Origin of the sequence: Ruegeria sp. PrR005 (assembly GCF_010500245.1) — a bacterium.
GTDB lineage: Bacteria > Pseudomonadota > Alphaproteobacteria > Rhodobacterales > Rhodobacteraceae > Ruegeria_B > Ruegeria_B marisflavi.
Genome location: NZ_JAAGOX010000054.1, coordinates 117,671 through 133,885, shown reverse-complemented (window position 1 = coordinate 133,885; position 16,215 = coordinate 117,671). Strand labels below are relative to the sequence as shown.

The following is a 16,215-nucleotide window of genomic DNA, read 5'->3' as shown; positions in this document are numbered from 1 at the left end:
GGATGCTGCCATGACCGGAGAACTCTCGCCCATCGACAAGGCGAAATTCGTTGCCGCCAAACGCGCCGCCGACATGGTCGAGGACGGGATGCGCGTGGGTCTGGGCACCGGCTCGACCGCGGCCTGGCTGGTGCGCTGCCTGGGCGACATGGTGCGCAAGGAAGGCTTGAAGATGCGCGGGGTTCCGACATCGACCCGGACGGCGCAACTGGCGCGCGAAGTGGGGATCGAGATCATCACGCTGGACGAGGCGCGCTGGCTGGATATCACAATCGACGGGGCCGACGAGTTCGATGGCGATCTGAACCTGATCAAGGGCGGCGGCGGCGCGCTGTTGCAGGAAAAGATCGTGGCGACCGCGTCCGACCAGATGGTGGTGATTGCCGATGTCGGCAAGGAGGTGAGCCGCCTGGGCGCCTTTCCCCTGCCGGTCGAGGTGATCCCCTTCGGCTGGCAGACGACGCAGGCGCTGATCGAGGAGACGCTGATCTCGATGGATGTGCTGGGGCGGACGGCAACCTTGCGGATGAACGGCGACACGCCGTTCATCACCGATGAGGGAAATCATATCCTGGACCTGCATCTGCAACGGATTGGCAATGCCCGTCAGGTGGCGCTGGTGCTGAACCAGATCCCCGGCGTGGTGGAAAACGGCCTCTTCATCGACATTTGCGATACCGTGGTGCTGGGCCATGGCGACGGGCGGGTGGAAATCCGCGACATCAACCAGGGCACGGTGGAACATGACCGGCTGGATTTTGTCGAAAGCGACAACCTGTTCACCGATCTGGCGGACTAGAGACGCGCTCACGCGGGCGTGAGCCGTGTTGTTTTGGGGCCCATGGGTCATATCTGAACGGTTCACCGCGCCGCGACGCGCAAGAGACAAGGCGCCCCGCCTTTCGGGTGGCGGCAGGAAAGCGAGACAGACACATGAGTTTTGACTACGACCTTTTTGTCATCGGCGGCGGATCGGGCGGCGTGCGCGCGGCGCGGGTTGCGGCGGGCGAGACCGGGGCCAAGGTGGCGCTGGCCGAAGAGGATCGCTATGGCGGCACCTGCGTGATCCGGGGATGTGTGCCGAAAAAGTTGATGGTCTTTGCCAGCGAATATGCCGGCATGGTCGAGGATGCGCAGGCCTATGGCTGGGACATCCAGCCGGGCGCGTTCGACTGGGACGTGTTTCGCGGCAAGCTGTACACCGAGCTGGACCGGCTGGAAGGTGTCTATCGCAACATCCTGAAGAACAACGGGGTCGAGACCTTCGACATGCGCGCGCGGCTGGTCGATGCGCATACGGTCGAGCTGTCCGACGGCACCCGCAAGAGCGCGAAACATATCCTGATCGCCACCGGTGGACGCCCGGTCAAGCCCGAGATCAAGGGGGCCGATCTGGGCATCACCTCGAACGAGATTTTCCATCTGGAGAAGCTGCCCGAACGGATGCTGATCGTCGGCGGCGGTTACATCGCCTGTGAATTCGCGGGCATCATGAACGGCATGGGGGTTGAGGTGACCCAGTATTATCGCGGCGCTCAGATTCTGCGCGGTTTCGATGACGAGGCGCGCGGGCTGGTCAGCGAGGAGATGTGCCAGAACGGAATCAAGCTGCACCTGGGCACCAATGTGCTGGAGATGGAACGAGAGGGTGACCGGATCCGTGTCAAGGCCACCAATGGTGACGAAGAACTGTTCGATCAGGTGATGTTCGCCACTGGCCGGGTGCCCAATGCCGACGATCTGGGGCTTGAGGGGCTGGGCGTCGAGTTGGGCCGCAAGGGGCAGATCGTCGTGGATGACTACAGTCAGACGGCGGTCCCCTCGATCTATGCGATCGGCGACGTGACCGACCGGGTCAACCTGACCCCGGTTGCGATCCGCGAGGGGATGGCCTTTGTCGACACCGTGTTCCGGGGCAAGCCGACGCCGGTCGATCACGCGCTGATCCCGACCGCGATCTTTACCCAACCCGAGATGGGCACCGTGGGGCTGAGCGAGGAGGAAGCGGCGGCGCAGGAACCGGTCGAGATCTATGCGACCTCGTTCAAGCCGATGCAGACCGCCTTTGCCGGGCGCGGCCGGCGGGTGCTGATGAAACTGATCGTGTCCAAGGCCAACCGCCGCGTCCTGGGCTGCCATATCGTGGCCCCGGGCGCGGGCGAAATGATCCAGTTGGTCGGTATCGCGGTAAAAATGGGGGCGACCAAGGAAGATTTCGACCGGACGGTTGCGGTTCACCCCGTAATGGCCGAAGAACTGGTCACCCTGCGGCAACCGGTCCGCAGCGCTTGAATTGACGGGCAAAATGCTCACGTTAGAGGCAATGCCGGTAACGGCAGTTTGAACAACAAGGGGAAAAACGACATATGGCGGGCAACTCAGGTGGCCCCTGGGGGGGCGGAGGCTCTTCCGGCGGCGGCGGCGACAGAGGAAACAATGGCGGCAAGAGGCCGCCCGATGGCGATGGCCCGCAGATCCCCGAGATCGACGAACTGATGAAAAAGGGGCAGGAACAGCTGCGCGTGCTGATGGGCGGGCGTGGCGGCAGCGGCCGGGGCGGCAATGGCCGTGGCACCGGCGGCGGCGGCGGTCCGGCCTTTACCCGGGGCACCGTGGGCCTGGGCCTGTTGGTGGCCGTTGGTCTTTGGGGCATGGCGAGCTTCTATACCGTCAAACCCGAAGAACAATCGGTTGAGCTGTTCCTGGGCGAGTTTTCCGGCATCGGCACCGAAGGTCTGAACTTTGCCCCCTGGCCGCTGGTCACCGCCGAGGTGATCCCGGTCAAGGTCGAGCAGACCGAGACCATCGGCTCGGGCGGGCGCGGCAGCGATGCCGGGCTGATGCTGACCGGGGACGAGAACATCGTCGATATCGACTTCCAGGTGGTGTGGAACATCTCCGATCCGGCCAATTTCCTTTTCAATCTGCGCGACCCGCGCCAGACCATCCAGGCGGTGTCGGAATCGGCCATGCGCGAGATCATCGCGCAATCGGAACTGGCGCCGATCCTCAACCGTGACCGTGCGGTGATCGCCGAGCGGCTGGAAGAGCTGATCCAGCTGACGCTGGACAGCTACAACTCGGGCATCAACATCGTCCGGGTCAACTTTGACGGGGCCGACCCGCCAGAGCCGGTCAAGGATGCCTTCCGCGAGGTGCAGTCGGCGGGTCAGGAACGTGACCGGCTTGAGAAACAGGCCGATGCCTATGCCAACACGGTTCTGGCCGGTGCGCGCGGTGAAGCGGCACAGGTGCTAGAAGAGGCCGAAGGTTATCGCGCCCGCGTGGTGAACGAAGCCCAGGGTGAGGCCAGCCGCTTCTCGGCGGTTCTGGAAGAATACCTCAAGGCACCGGATGTCACCCGCAAACGTCTGTATCTGGAACGGATGGAACAGGTGCTGGGTGATATCGACAAGGTGATCCTGGACAGCAACGGGGCGGGCAGCCAGGGCGTGGTGCCCTATCTGCCGCTCAACGAGCTGCGCAAATCCGGCGACAAGGAGAACAACTGATGCGGAAATCGACCTTTCTCCTGCCTATCATCGTGGTGCTGGTTGCGCTGGGCCTGTCATCGCTGTTCATCGTGGACGAGCGTGAAAAGGCGCTGGTGCTGCAATTCGGCCGGGTGATCGACGTAAAGGAAGAGCCGGGACTGGCCTTCAAGATCCCGCTCATTCAGGAAGTGGTGCGTTATGACGACCGTATCCTGAGCCGCGAGGTCGGCCCGCTGGAAGTCACCCCGCTGGACGACCGCCGTCTGGTGGTCGACGCCTTTGCCCGCTATCGCATCGTCGATGTGCGGCAGTTCCGTCAGGCCGTGGGTGCCGGTGGTATCGCAACCGCCGAGACGCGGCTCGATTCGATCCTGCGCGCCAAGACGCGCGAAATCCTTGGCTCGGTCAGCTCGAACGACATCCTCAGCTCCGACCGTGCCGCGCTGATGCTGCGCATCCGCAACGGCGCGATCTTCGAGGCCCGCGATCTGGGACTTGAGGTGATCGACGTGCGGTTGAAGCGCACGGACCTGCCCGAAGCCAACCTGAACGCCACCTTTGCCCGGATGCGGGCCGAGCGTGAACGCGAAGCCGCCGACGAGGTGGCGCGCGGTAACGAGGCGGCGCAGCGGATCAGGGCCCAGGCCGACCGGACCGTGGTCGAGCTGGTGTCAGAGGCGCGCCGCGAGGCCGAGATCGCCCGAGGTGAGGCTGATGCCCAGCGGAACGCGATCTTTGCCGACGCCTTTGGCAAGGACCCGGAATTCTTCGAGTTCTACCGCTCGCTCTCGGCCTATGAAAAGGCGCTTCAGGGGGGCAACAGTTCGATGGTGATGAGCCCGGATTCGGAGTTCTTCAACTATCTGAACTCACCCTCGGGCGCTTCGAACTAGGCCGCAAGGGTTAGACATGGAAAGGGCCGGTACAATGTGCCGGCCCTTTTTGCATTCTCCGGGCAGTTGTCTTGATCCCTGGGCATGAATGCCTTCAAATGCTGGAACCGGAAATCGGGATCTGAAATGCGATTGATTTGTGCCTGTTTGACTGCCCTTTCTCTCGGCGCCCCGGCGCTGGCGGAGCCCATGATCGTGTTGGGCGATACCAACTATGACACCTATGGCAAGCGGGTCTCGGTCAGCAGTGTCGTGCGTCTGGCCACCATCACCGGGGACCGCCCCCGCATGAGCGCCACCCGCGCCTATCTGCCGGCGGGCAAGATCCTGTTGGTGGGGCGCGGCCCGCTCTGCCACAAGAAATCGCTGGATCTGTGGTGTTTCGCCGTCACCCAGGACGGGTTGCCCGTTTTTGTGCGGGCCGACAGCAAGGGGTATTTCAAGGCCGACGGCTATGACGGGTTCATCGCCGTGGCGCAGCGGCCAGGGTCGGTGGCGACCACCGACGGGCGGGTGCTGGAATACAGCAACTCAGAGCGCTATCAGCTGGTCGATCACAGCGAGAATACCGTGACGCTTGCCGTCGGCCCCGAAAACCAGAAACCGGGGTTCGATGTCGCGACCACCATTGAGATCCCGCGCGAGGACAGCGATTTTGTCTTTGTCGATACCGACGAGTTGCACAGCGACACCAGCTATGCCCCGATCCGGCCGCTGACCCGGGGCGATGCGCTGGCCCGGCTGGCGCAGGATATCGCCGACCTGGATATCGACGCGCAAAGCTTTCGCGAGGCGCGCGACTTCTTTGAACGGCTGCTGGTCGAGGAGAAGAATTGCAGCGACGAGATCACCCTGGAACAGACCGCCGGTGCCGAACTGGCGGCGGGGGTGGGGGGCATGCTCTCGGCCATTGATGCCAAGTTCCAGATCACCGCCTCTTACTCCAAGAGCACCAGCTATCCCAAGGGGATGCAGATGCGCGCGCTGCGCTATGTGCAGGACTTGCCCGGCGAGGGTGCCCGTTTCTTCGAGATCTGGGAGCGGTTGAGCCACGAGGACGAAAGCTGCAAGGGCGTGATCGCGGCCCGGCTGACCGGCTCCGACGATGCCGAACGCGGCGGCGAGAGCGGCGAGATCACCACCCAATCGGCCCGCGAAATGGGGTTGGGGGTCAGCGAAAGCCGCAAGTTCCCATCCTATTCCTGTGACCGCGAATACTTCACCGCGCTCGACCACCTGACCTCGGCCGATGGGCGGCTGTCGCAGGCCGCCGCCGAATTGCTGGTGACCTATGCGATGCGCTATCGGAGCGAGGGCGGAATCAAATCCTGCCTCGACCGGAGGAGCACGGAATGATCGGATTGGTGCTGCTTGCACTGGGGCTGGTGCTGATCGTCGAAGGCGTGGTTTATGCGATGGCGCCGGGGCTGGTGGAACGGCTGCTGGAGATCCTGCGCAGCCTGCCGTTGGCGGCGCGGCGGCAGACCGGTCTCTTGAGCATGGTTCTGGGCCTGATCCTGGTTTGGGGCGCCTATCAGATCGGGTTTTGACCGATTGGTGGACCGACGGGTTCATTTCTCTGCGATCCCGAGTTGCGGGCGGTCTCAAACCGACTACATTGAGGGCCGAGAAACAGATTTGGCCCGAACCCAAGGGTCGACATGCAGGTTGGTGACAAGGAGGCCTCCAGTGCAGCCAAAGGCACGCAGTATTTCCGTGGCGCGGGACAACAGGATCACCAACGCAAGGCTGATGGCGCTTGCGTTGCTGACCGTCTTGTTCGTGCTGGTCCAGACGCTCATGGCTGCGGCACGGGCCGAAAGCCTGGCGCCGCTGGCCGACAAGGTCAGCCCGGCGGTGGTCAATATAACCACCTCGACCCTGATCGAAGGCCGGTCGGGGCCGCAGGGGATCGTTCCCGAAGGCTCGCCCTTCGAGGACTTCTTTCGCGACTTTCAGGATCGCAACGGCGACAGCAACCGGCCACGGCGCAGTTCCGCGCTGGGCTCGGGGTTCGTGATTTCCGAGGACGGCTATATCGTCACCAACAATCACGTGATCGCCGAGGCCGACGAGATCCTGATCGAGTTCTTCCCTGGCGAAGGGCAGCCCGCCAAGGAACTGCCCGCCAAGGTGATCGGAACCGATGAAAAGACCGATATCGCCCTGTTGAAGGTCGAGGCGTCGAGTCCGCTGAAATTCGTCAAGTTCGGCAATTCGGACACGATGCGCGTGGGCGATTGGGTGATCGCCATGGGCAACCCGCTGGGCCAGGGATTCTCGGTCAGCGCCGGGATCGTATCGGCCCGCAACCGGGCGCTGAGCGGCAGCTATGACGATTACATCCAGACCGACGCGGCGATCAACCGGGGCAACTCGGGCGGGCCGCTGTTCAACATGGACGGCGAGGTGATCGGAGTGAACACCGCGATCCTGTCGCCCAATGGTGGCTCGATCGGCATCGGTTTCTCGATGGCTTCGAACGTGGTGACCAAGGTCGTGGACCAGCTGCGCCAGTACGGCGAGACCCGTCGCGGCTGGCTGGGCGTCCGCATCCAGGACGTGACCGATGACATGGCCGAGGCGATGGGCCTGGCCAAGGCCGGTGGGGCGCTGATCAGCGACGTTCCGGATGGCCCGGCAAAAGAGGCGGGCCTGAAGGCGGGCGACGTGATCGTGAGCTTTGACGGCGCCGAGGTGAGCGACACCCGCGATCTGGTGCGCCGCGTGGGCGAGACCGAGGTCGGCAAGTCGGTGCGCGTGGTGGTGCAGCGCGATGGCGCCACACAGACGGTGCTGGTCACGCTGGGACGGCGTGAGGATGCCGAGCGGACGGAATCCGCCGAAACCGGTGGTGAAGAGGCCAAGCCGGAAGCTAGCGAACAAGTGTTCCTGGGGCTGACCGTCAGCACGTTGACCGACGAGATGCGCGCCGAACTGGGCCTTGCCGAGGATGCCACCGGACTTGTGGTCACCAATGTCGACGAGACCTCGGAGGCATTTGAAAAGGGGCTGCGCGCGGGCGATCTGATCACCGAGGCAGGCCAGCAGAAGGTCACCACGCTGCCCGATCTGGAGGCGCGCATCGACGAGGCCCGCGAGGCCGGGCGCAAGTCGCTGCTGCTGCTGGTGCGCCGCGGTGGCGAGCCGCGCTTTGTGGCGCTGGGCCTGGGCAACTGAGCCACAGGGAAAAGCAAGTCAGGGGCGGCCGGGAGTTTCCCGGCCGTCTTTCGTTTAAAGGGAGGAGAGGATGCAGGTGGATCTGCTGAACGAAGTGCTGGAGCAGGAAACGCGGGTCTGGCAGGCGCTGGTATCGGGCGATGGCGCGGCGGATGCGGCATTGCTGTCGCCCGATTTCCTGGGGGTCTATTCCGATGGCTTTGCGGGGCGCGACGCCCATGCAGGTCAACTGGCGGATGGCCCGACCGTTGCCAGCTTCGAGCTGTCGGACGCACGGGTGATCGACCTGTCCCCGGAGTGTGCCATGCTCAGCTATGCCGCGCGGTTCCGGCGGGTGGGCCGCGACCGGGAGGAACGGATGTTTGTCAGCTCGATCTGGCGGCGACAGGCCGCGGGCGGCTGGATCAACCTGTTCAGCCAGGACACGCCGGCGGTCGAGTGACAGGTAAAGAAAAAGAGCCATGTGCCGAAGCACATGGCTCAAGTCAGGTAAGAGGTGGGTTTAGGACGGAACACTGGGGATGCTCCCCCAACCTCAGGACGGTAACCACGGACACTTTGGCCGCCAGGGGTGAGTCGGTGCTGTGATCCACGTCACACCGGGCAGAGGTTTTTCAGAATTGGTCGGGATCGGCCAAGGTTTCCAGCGTCGGAAAATCCCGGATCGAGACATGGCCACGGGTCACGTCGACAATGCCCTGACGTTTCCAGACCGCGAGTGTCTTGGAGACCGCTTCGCGGGTGGCGCCGACATATTCCGCCAGCTCGGCCTGGGACAGGCGCACCGCACCGGTCTGCGCGCCCTGGCGCGGGGCCAGATGCAAAAGCTTGCGTGCGACCCGCGTGGGAACCGGCAGGAACACCTGTTCCTTCAGTTGCCGGCCCATCCAGCGCATCCGCTGCCCGGCCAGGCGGATCATGTCGATGGCCAGTTCCGGATGAGCGTGCAATTCGCGCAGGACATCGGCGCTGAGAACCCGCAGCAGCCGCGCGGGCTCGGTGGCGGTCACCGTGGCGGTGCGGGTGCCCGGATCGAACAGGGCGATCTCGCCAAAGACGGCACCGGGTGCGAGCAGGTCGAGCGACAGCTTGCGCCCGTCGAACGACAGGATGGAGACCTCCATCGCCCCGTCGATCACGGCATAGAGCGCATCGCCGGTATCGCCCTGCTCGAAGAGAACTTCCCCGCGCGCAAGCCGCACCTCGCTGGCCTGGGCGGCCAGCATCTGCCGCAGCCGGGGCGATGCTTCGGCCAGAAAACCACTGTGGGGCAGGGATATCATGGGTACCGGATCTCCTCGACCACTTGGTCTAAGGGGCAGCGGCGTCACAATCAAGTGATGTCAGGTCCGGGCGTCGCAGGTGGTTCGGCGACGGGCGCGAGCGGCCCCGCCTGAATGTCAGTTTTCGCCCTCTTCCGGGTCGATCATATGCTCCTGGAGCAGGCCGAACTGCAACATGATGAACCCCATGAGCGCGATGGGGAAGCCAAAGGTCTCGATCTTGACCCAGAGGTCGGTCGACAGCGTGCGCCAGACCGCCTCGTTGGCCAGGGCCAGCAGGGTGAAGGCGGCGCAGAGGCGGCGGGTCAGGATCATCCAGCCCTCGTCGCGCATCGGCAGCACGTCGCCCAGCACATAAGCCAGGTAAGAGCGCCCGCGCATCAGGCCGATCCCCAGCAGGATGGCAAAGACGCCATAGACCAGCGTTGTCTTCATCTTGAAGAACCGTTCGTCATTGAACCAGGCGGTGAGCCCGCCGAAGAAGATCACCATGAAGGCGGTGAATATCTGCATCCGGCTGAGCTTGCCCGTCAGTCCCCAGAGCACGGCGATGGCCACCAGCAGGATCGGAATGAACAGCAGGGTGGCGACGATGAAGCCCGAATACTCGGTCCCGCCCAGGCTGAACGTGTCGTCCCTGAGCCGCAGGTAGATCAGGAAGAAGGCCACGGTGGGGCCCAGTTCCAGCACCTGCTTGATGATCGGGTTGATATCCTTTTGCGCCGTCATTCTGCCCTTGTCCGTTCTTTCAGCTTCCAAACTCAACTATCACCGCACCCGCCGCGATCAACCCCATCAGAGCAATCCGGCGGGGTCCAACCGTCTCTTTCAGCACCAGCCAACCGATAAGCGCGGCAAACACGGTCGAGGTCTCGCGCAGCACGGCGGCCTCGCCCACCTTGTCGAGCCTTGTGGCCAGCATGATGGCACCGAAGGAGAGAAAGGCAGTAATGCCCCCCGCAAAGCCGCGCAGGATCAGGGGACCGGGTGCAGGGCGGTGGATCATCGACCGCCAGCGCAGCCCGGCGATGACCGGGAATACCAGCCCGTCGATGAAGAAGAACCAGGCCAGGAAGGTAAAAGGGTCGGCGGTGGCACGGATACCATAGGCGTCATAGGTGGTGTAGAGCGCCACGAAGAGCCCGGTGATCGCCGCCAGACCCAGCGCGGGGACCAGCGTTTCGCGTGCGGTGTCGAGAAAGATCATGTTGTAGACGGCCAGCCCGAAGATGCCCGCCAAGAGCACTCCGACGCCCAGCCATTGCAGGCCGGTAAAGGTCTCGCCAAAGAGCAGATATGCGCCGATCACGGTAAAGAGTGGCCCGGTACCGCGCACCACCGGATAGACCACCGTGTAGGCGCCCTTGGTATAGGCCATTGCCTGAAACAGCTTGTAGAAGACATGGACCAGCCAGGCGGTGGCAAAGATGAGCCACATATGCGGCTCGGGCCAGGGCACGACGAAAAAGGCGAAGGGCGCGGCCATCAGCGCATAGGCGCCGTCGATGGCCCCCCGGCTGAGCCAGGGATCGTGGCGGCCCTTTTGCAGCGCGCCAAAGACCGCGTGCAGGAAGGCGGCCATGATGGCCAGCGCCAGCGCAAGGTCATGGCCCGCAGCGGTACCTTCGAGAGAGACGAGCCAGCTGCTCATGATTGGGGGACGGCGTTCAGAGGCCAGCGCCGGGGGGCTGTCTGCCCCCCGGACCCCCCGAGAGTATTTCTGGCGAAATGAAGGGGGAGGAGCGTCATGCCTGTGTGTCGAGGCCGGTCAGGGCGGCGGCAAAGTCCTGAGGGTCGAAGGGGGCAAGGTCGTCGATCTGTTCGCCCACCCCGATGGCATGGATCGGCAGGCCGAAACGGTCGGCCAGCGACACCAGGATGCCGCCCTTGGCGGTGCCGTCGAGCTTGGTCATCACCAGACCCGAGACATCGGCCAGTTTCTGGAAGGTTTCGACCTGGCTGATCGCGTTCTGGCCGGTGGTGGCGTCGAGCACGAGGAGCGTGTTGTGGGGGGCGGTGTCGTCCTTCTTGCGGATGACGCGGACGATCTTGGCCAGTTCCTCCATCAGGTCGGCGCGGTTCTGCAACCGGCCCGCCGTGTCGATCAGCAAGAGGTCGGCGCCGTCCGCCTGAGCGCGGGTCATGGCGTCGAAGGCAAGCGAAGCGGGGTCCGAGCCTTCGGGCGCGGTCAGCACCGGCACGCCGGCGCGGTCGCCCCAGACCTGGAGCTGTTCGACGGCGGCGGCGCGGAAGGTGTCTCCGGCGGCGATCACCACCTTTTTACCAGCCGCCTTGAACTGGCTGGCGAGTTTGCCGATGGTGGTGGTCTTGCCAGAACCGTTGACGCCCACCACCAGCACCACCTGCGGGCGTTTGGGGTAGAGCGGCATCGGGCGCGCGACCGGCTCCATGATGCGGGTGATTTCCTGCGCCAGCAGTTCCTTGATCTCTTGCGTCGAGAGTTTGCGGCCGATCCGCCCCTCGGCCATGTTGGCGGTGACGCGCAGGGCGGTGTCGACGCCCATGTCGGCGGCGATCAGCAGCTCTTCGAGCTGTTCCAGCATGTCGTCGTCCAGCGTGCGGCGGACCACGGTCGCGCCGCCGGGGCGGGCGAAAAGGCGGCCGAGCAGGCCACGGCCCGTGCCGGTTTCCGCGGGCGGAGTCGGGTCGATGGGCTGCGGCGCCTCGGGCGGCATCGGCGCCGGGGCCGGGTCGACCGGCTCGGGCTGCGGCAGTTCGGGCGTGTCGGGCAGTTCCGGCACCGGCTGCGGTTCCGGGTCGGGCTGGGGGATCACCGGGTCGGGTTGGGTCGCAGTGATCGTCTCCTCGACCCCGCCATCCTCGACAATGGCGTCGAGCCCCTGTTCGAGTTTCGAGGACGATTTGAACAGACGGTCCTTGAGTTTCGAGAAAAACGCCATGTCCGGGCCTCCGCTTGCGATCCTGTCTCACCTAATGCGGATTGGCGCCGGTTGCAAAGGGTCAGGTGAGCGCAAGGGCAAAGCCCATCTGCGCGCCCCAATAGAGTGGCCAGACCAGATAGGGCGTCAGGCGCAGGGCCGGGTGGCCGGGCGGCAGCAGGAATTTCTCGGTCGCTAGGATCATGTCCGAGGCGATGAAGGCGGCCGCCGCAGGCAGCACCCAGGCCAGCATGCCCGACTGTGGAAGGGTCAGCGCGGCCAGCCCCATGCCGAGAATGATCGGGATATAGGCCAGCACGGGCCCCTTGAGCGCGCCCGCGCGGGGGCCGAGCAGGCTGGCCATCACCAGTCCCAGCACCGCAAGGGCCGCGACCAGCGGCCACTCTGCGGCGAGGCGTGCGGTCTCGCTGGCGGCGTGCGTCAGGAACAGGGCGACATAGGCCAGATGGCCTGCGGCAAAGGCGCCGACGCCCGCCATGAAGGTGGCCTCTGTCTCGCGCGAGAGGAGCCAGTCGCCAAGCGCGCAGAGGGCCAACGACAGTACCAGCAGCACAGGTCCGCCCGCGGCCAGCACCATCAGCGCAAGCAGCGCCACCGAGGCAGTCTTGACCGCGCTGCGCGTCAGGCTGGTGGGGCGGGCGGTGAGCGCCAGATAGGCCAGCGCGCAGGCGGCGGCGCCAAGGAACAGGGTCTGGGTCACGGGGGTCCTCCGGTCTTTGGGACAGGGTGGCTTGGGAGGTAGGATGCGGGCAAGGGATTTTCGCCGGGCTGACGTGATGTTAAGCAGGGGCCAGGTGCATTTGGAGATCGCATGTATCGCTATGTCGTTGCCAGCCTGTTGCCCTATGTCGTCCTGGGCGCCGCCTGCCTGATCGGGGGCGGCTGGGCCTGGGGCGCATTGATTTCGATGACCGTCTATGTGGCGGTGATGGACAAGCTGCCGGTACGGCCGCTGGGGGCGGCGGATTGGGCGGGGGCTCAGGTCTTGCCGCTGGTCTTGGCTGCGGCGCATTTCGCGCTTTTGTCGATGGCGATCCCGGCTTTGGCCGATGGCCCGCTGACCGGGGTTCAGGCGCTGGCGCTGGGGGTCGCAGTGGCGCTCTGTTTCGGGCAAGTGTCGAACTCGAACGCGCATGAACTGATCCACCGGGGCGACCGCTGGCAGCGCTGGCTGGGGGCGGCGATCTATACCAGCCTGCTGTTCGGGCACCATAGCTCGGCCCATATGCGGGTGCATCACATCTGGGTGGCAACCCCGCGCGACCCCAACTCGGCGCGGTTTGGGCAAGGGTTCTGGAGCTTTCTGCCGCGCGCCTGGATCGGCTCGTTCCGGGCCGGGCTGGCGGCGGAACGCGCGCTGCGCGACGGCAGGAGCGCGACGCCCTATCGGGGGTATCTGCTGGGTGCGGGGGCGGTTGCGGCGGCGACCTGGCTGCTGGCGGGTGGGCGCGGGGTGCTGGTGCTGCTGCTGTTGGCGGGCTATGCGCAGATACAGCTACTGCTGGCCGATTATATCCAGCATTACGGGCTGCGGCGCAAAACCCTGGCCAATGGCAAATACGAACCGGCCCGCGCGCACCATTCCTGGAATGCGCCGCATTGGTACAGTTCGGCGATGATGCTGAACGCGCCGCGCCATTCCGATCATCACCAGAACCCAAGCCGCGATTTCGCGGCGTTGCGGCTGGACCCCGAGATGCCGCAATGGCCCTATGCGATGCCGATCATGGCGGTTCTGGCCACTGTGCCGCCGCTCTGGCGGCGGGTGATGGACCCCCGGGTTCACGCGGTCACAGGGAAGTGTGAGTAGCCCCCGGCGGCGGCTTCTGCCAAACTTGAACGCATGATGCGAATGGCCCTGATTCTTGCGATGCTGGCGCCGCCGGTGCTGGCGCAGCCTGTCATGTCGGCGGAGGAGTTCGACCGCTATACGCAGGGCAAGACGCTGTTCTATGGCTTTGACGGCACCGCCTATGGGGTCGAGCGGTACATGTCCGGGCGGCGGGTGATCTGGTCGTTCCTGGATGGCGAGTGCAAGGAAGGCGTCTGGTACGAACAGGCGGGGCAGATCTGTTTCGTTTACGAGGACCGTTTCGACCCCCAATGCTGGGTCTTTCGCGATACGGGCCGTGGTCTGGTGGCACAGTTCGAGGGCGACCCGACCCAGACCGAGCTCTACGAGGCCGAGGAGATCGGAGAAGAGATGCTCTGTTACGGGCCGGATGTCGGGGTCTGAGGCCGGGCAGGGGGGCGCTGCCCCCATCGCCTGCGGCGATTCCCCCGGAGTATTTTGCAACGAGATGAAGGGGCTCAGGTGACCCGAAGCTCTTCGTAGGAGATCATCACGTGCTGGCGGAAAGCCGGGCGCGCGCAGAGGCGCTGATAGTAGAGTTGCAGATGCGGCAGCGGCATGCGGGTGACGTCGATGTCGTAGTAGCGATAGAGGATATGGCCGAGCTGGATATCGGCCAGGGTAAAGGCGTCTCCGGCAAGATGCGCGTGGCGTGACAGCTGGGTGTCGGCGAGGGCGAGTTTCGCCTCCAGCTCTTGCAGGGCCTGGGCGATGGCAATGGGGTCTCGCTGCTGTGGGGCGGTGCGGACCACGCGCCAGAAGACCGGGGTGGTAAAGGCCTGGGCCACGTTCAGCTTGGCCCATTCGGCCCATTGATCGACCCGCGCGCGGCGGGTGGGATCGGCTGGCCAGAAGCTGTCCTTGCCATAGCGGGCGGCGAGATAGCGCAGGATGGCGCCGGTTTCCCAGATCGGCGGGTTGCTGCCGTCCTGAAGCACCGGGATGGTGCGGTTGGGATTGAGGCGGCCGAACTCGGGCGTGTCGAGCCCGCCATACCGGTGGCCTGCGTCATGGCGGATATGGGGCAGGTCGAGTTCACCCACGCACCACATCAGCGCCTGCACGTTCGAGGATGTCTTGCGGCCCCAGATCGTCAGCATCAGAACAGCGAGCCCTGTTCGGGCGGTTTCTGTTTCGGTTTGCTGGCGGATTTTGTGGGGGCGCCGCTGGTGTCGAGCGTACCATCGGCGAATTCGATCTGGAGGGCTGTGGCCTTGGCCGCCTCTGCACGGGTGGTGAGCAGCGTGCCCTGATCGTCGCGCACGACAGCGTAGCCGCGCGCGAGCGTCGCCTTGTAGCCCAGCGTCTCGCGCAGACGGTCGGTGGCGTCGAGCCGCTGGCGCAGGCGGTCGACGCGGGTGGTCTGGGCGGCCTGCAAGCGATCGGACAGACGGGTCAGCCGGTCGCCCTGCGCCGCGATCTCGCGGTCCAGCGCGCGGGGCGACAGACGCGAGCCGAGATGGGCGAGCCGGTCGCGGCGGGCGGTGACCAAGGCGCGCAGGCTGGAGGGGCGCAGCGGGGCCGATAGCTCGGCCAGGCGCAGGCGGCGGCGCTGGACCCCGGTCACAAGGGCGCCGTCGAGCTTGTCGGCGACCCGGTCAAACCGTTGTCGTGGAACGGAAAAAAGGCTTTCTCCGGTGGGGAGGGCGCGGGAGAGGTCGCGCAGGCGCTGGGCGCGGCGCTGTACCGCATCCGAGGCCGCGCGCGACAGGCGGGCACCCTGTTCGCCGGTCCAGGCGAGCAGTTCGAGGCGGACGGGGACGGCCATCTCGGCGGCGGCGGTGGGGGTGGGGGCGCGGCGGTCCGAGACGAAGTCGATCAGCGTGGTGTCGGTCTCGTGCCCTACGGCCGAGATCAGCGGGATCTGGCTGGCAGCCGCCGCGCGGGCGACGATTTCCTCGTTGAAGCCCCAGAGATCCTCGATCGAGCCGCCGCCGCGCGCCACGATCAAGAGGTCGGGCCGGGGCAGTGCGCCACCGTGGGTGAGCCGGTTGAACCCGTCGATGGCGCGGGCCACCTCGGGGGCGCAATTGGCGCCCTGCACCGCGACGGGCCAGATCAGCACCTTGCGCGGAAAGCGGTCGCGCAGCCGGTGCAGGATATCGCGGATTACCGCCCCCTGGGGCGAGGTGATCACGCCGATGATCTGTGGCAGATAGGGCAGGGGCCGCTTGCGCTCGGGCGCAAAAAGTCCTTCGGATTCAAGGGCTTTCTTGCGCTTCTCCAGAAGCGCCATCAGCGCACCCTGACCGGCGACGGCCACCTCGTCGACGTTGAGATTGTATTTCGACTGGGCGCCAAAGGCGGTCAGGCGGCCGGTCACGACGACCTCCAACCCCTCTTCGGGCACCACGGAAAGGCTGGCGACCTGGCCTTTCCAGGTGGTGCAGGCCAGCACGTTCCGATCATCCTTGATGTCGTAATAGAGATGCCCTGACCGGGCCTGAAAAACCCGCCCGACCTCGCCGCGCACACGGATGCGGCCAAAGCTGGTTTCCAGCGCGCGCTTCACCTCGCCCGAAATCTCGGAGACGGTGAATTCGGGCATGTTCTGGCCCGGTTGGGGGTCGTCGAGGAGGTCCATGTCCGTGT

Annotated in this window: 17 protein-coding genes; 10 read left to right on the top strand and 7 right to left on the bottom strand. The window is 65.2% G+C overall.

What is annotated here, in order from left to right; all coding sequences use genetic code 11:
* Positions 1-10: 10 nt before the first annotated feature.
* The 8 genes from rpiA to G0P99_RS20720 all read left to right on the top strand — a co-directional run bounded on the left by rpiA (position 11) and on the right by G0P99_RS20720 (position 8,009).
* Positions 11-799 (top strand): ribose-5-phosphate isomerase RpiA, encoded by a 789-nt coding sequence (gene rpiA / locus G0P99_RS20755; protein WP_164132394.1) that lies wholly within the window; start codon positions 11-13, stop codon positions 797-799.
* A 134-nt stretch (positions 800-933) separates the two neighbouring features.
* Complete coding sequence (gor, locus tag G0P99_RS20750) at positions 934-2,292, top strand: glutathione-disulfide reductase (RefSeq protein WP_164132393.1); 1,359 nt, start codon at positions 934-936, stop codon at positions 2,290-2,292.
* A 74-nt stretch (positions 2,293-2,366) separates the two neighbouring features.
* Complete coding sequence (gene hflK / locus G0P99_RS20745) at positions 2,367-3,512, top strand: FtsH protease activity modulator HflK (RefSeq protein WP_164132392.1); 1,146 nt, start codon at positions 2,367-2,369, stop codon at positions 3,510-3,512.
* Positions 3,512-4,387, top strand: a complete 876-nt coding sequence (gene hflC / locus G0P99_RS20740; RefSeq protein ID WP_164132391.1) for a protease modulator HflC — start codon at positions 3,512-3,514, stop codon at positions 4,385-4,387. Before hflK ends, hflC begins: the two co-directional genes overlap by 1 nt.
* A 189-nt stretch (positions 4,388-4,576) precedes the next feature.
* Entirely contained in the window at positions 4,577-5,743 is a 1,167-nt protein-coding gene (locus G0P99_RS20735) for a hypothetical protein (protein ID WP_164132390.1), read from the top strand.
* A complete protein-coding gene (locus tag G0P99_RS20730; RefSeq protein WP_164132389.1) occupies positions 5,740-5,937 on the top strand; it encodes a DUF2065 family protein in 198 nt (65 codons plus the stop codon). Before G0P99_RS20735 ends, G0P99_RS20730 begins: the two co-directional genes overlap by 4 nt.
* 139 nt (positions 5,938-6,076) lie before the next feature.
* The gene (locus tag G0P99_RS20725; RefSeq protein ID WP_164132388.1) at positions 6,077-7,567 is read left to right on the top strand and encodes a DegQ family serine endoprotease; all 1,491 of its coding nucleotides are present in this window, start codon (positions 6,077-6,079) and stop codon (positions 7,565-7,567) included.
* A gap of 70 nt (positions 7,568-7,637) precedes the next feature.
* Positions 7,638-8,009 carry a nuclear transport factor 2 family protein gene (locus tag G0P99_RS20720; RefSeq protein WP_164132387.1) on the top strand — a complete coding sequence of 124 codons (372 nt, stop codon included), beginning with the start codon at positions 7,638-7,640 and terminating at the stop codon, positions 8,007-8,009.
* A 172-nt stretch (positions 8,010-8,181) separates the two neighbouring features.
* Here the strand turns inward: G0P99_RS20720 and G0P99_RS20715 are convergent, their stop codons facing one another.
* The 5 genes from G0P99_RS20715 to G0P99_RS20695 all read right to left on the bottom strand — a co-directional run bounded on the left by G0P99_RS20715 (position 8,182) and on the right by G0P99_RS20695 (position 12,471).
* The gene (locus G0P99_RS20715) at positions 8,182-8,850 is read right to left on the bottom strand and encodes a Crp/Fnr family transcriptional regulator (RefSeq protein ID WP_164132386.1); all 669 of its coding nucleotides are present in this window, start codon (positions 8,848-8,850) and stop codon (positions 8,182-8,184) included.
* A 117-nt stretch (positions 8,851-8,967) separates the two neighbouring features.
* Positions 8,968-9,579, bottom strand: coding sequence for an inner membrane-spanning protein YciB (locus G0P99_RS20710; protein WP_164132385.1), 612 nt, complete (start codon positions 9,577-9,579; stop codon positions 8,968-8,970).
* Positions 9,580-9,598: 19 nt separating this feature from the next.
* Positions 9,599-10,501, bottom strand: coding sequence for a DMT family transporter (locus tag G0P99_RS20705; RefSeq protein WP_164132384.1), 903 nt, complete (start codon positions 10,499-10,501; stop codon positions 9,599-9,601).
* Positions 10,502-10,595: 94 nt separating this feature from the next.
* The gene (gene ftsY / locus G0P99_RS20700) at positions 10,596-11,771 is read right to left on the bottom strand and encodes a signal recognition particle-docking protein FtsY (RefSeq protein WP_164132383.1); all 1,176 of its coding nucleotides are present in this window, start codon (positions 11,769-11,771) and stop codon (positions 10,596-10,598) included.
* 61 nt (positions 11,772-11,832) lie between these two features.
* Positions 11,833-12,471, bottom strand: a complete 639-nt coding sequence (locus G0P99_RS20695; RefSeq protein WP_164132382.1) for a lysoplasmalogenase — start codon at positions 12,469-12,471, stop codon at positions 11,833-11,835.
* 111 nt (positions 12,472-12,582) lie between these two features.
* On the opposite strand from G0P99_RS20695, the gene G0P99_RS20690 reads away from it, so the two are divergent.
* Positions 12,583-13,581, top strand: a complete 999-nt coding sequence (locus G0P99_RS20690; RefSeq protein WP_164132381.1) for an alkane 1-monooxygenase — start codon at positions 12,583-12,585, stop codon at positions 13,579-13,581.
* A gap of 33 nt (positions 13,582-13,614) precedes the next feature.
* Entirely contained in the window at positions 13,615-14,007 is a 393-nt protein-coding gene (locus tag G0P99_RS20685) for a hypothetical protein (RefSeq protein WP_164132380.1), read from the top strand.
* A gap of 74 nt (positions 14,008-14,081) precedes the next feature.
* On the opposite strand, the gene G0P99_RS20680 is transcribed toward G0P99_RS20685, so the two are convergent.
* Positions 14,082-14,723 (bottom strand): glutathione S-transferase family protein, encoded by a 642-nt coding sequence (locus G0P99_RS20680; protein WP_164132379.1) that lies wholly within the window; start codon positions 14,721-14,723, stop codon positions 14,082-14,084.
* Positions 14,723-16,207, bottom strand: a complete 1,485-nt coding sequence (xseA, locus tag G0P99_RS20675; protein WP_164132378.1) for an exodeoxyribonuclease VII large subunit — start codon at positions 16,205-16,207, stop codon at positions 14,723-14,725. Before xseA ends, G0P99_RS20680 begins: the two co-directional genes overlap by 1 nt.
* Positions 16,208-16,215 lie beyond the last annotated feature (8 nt).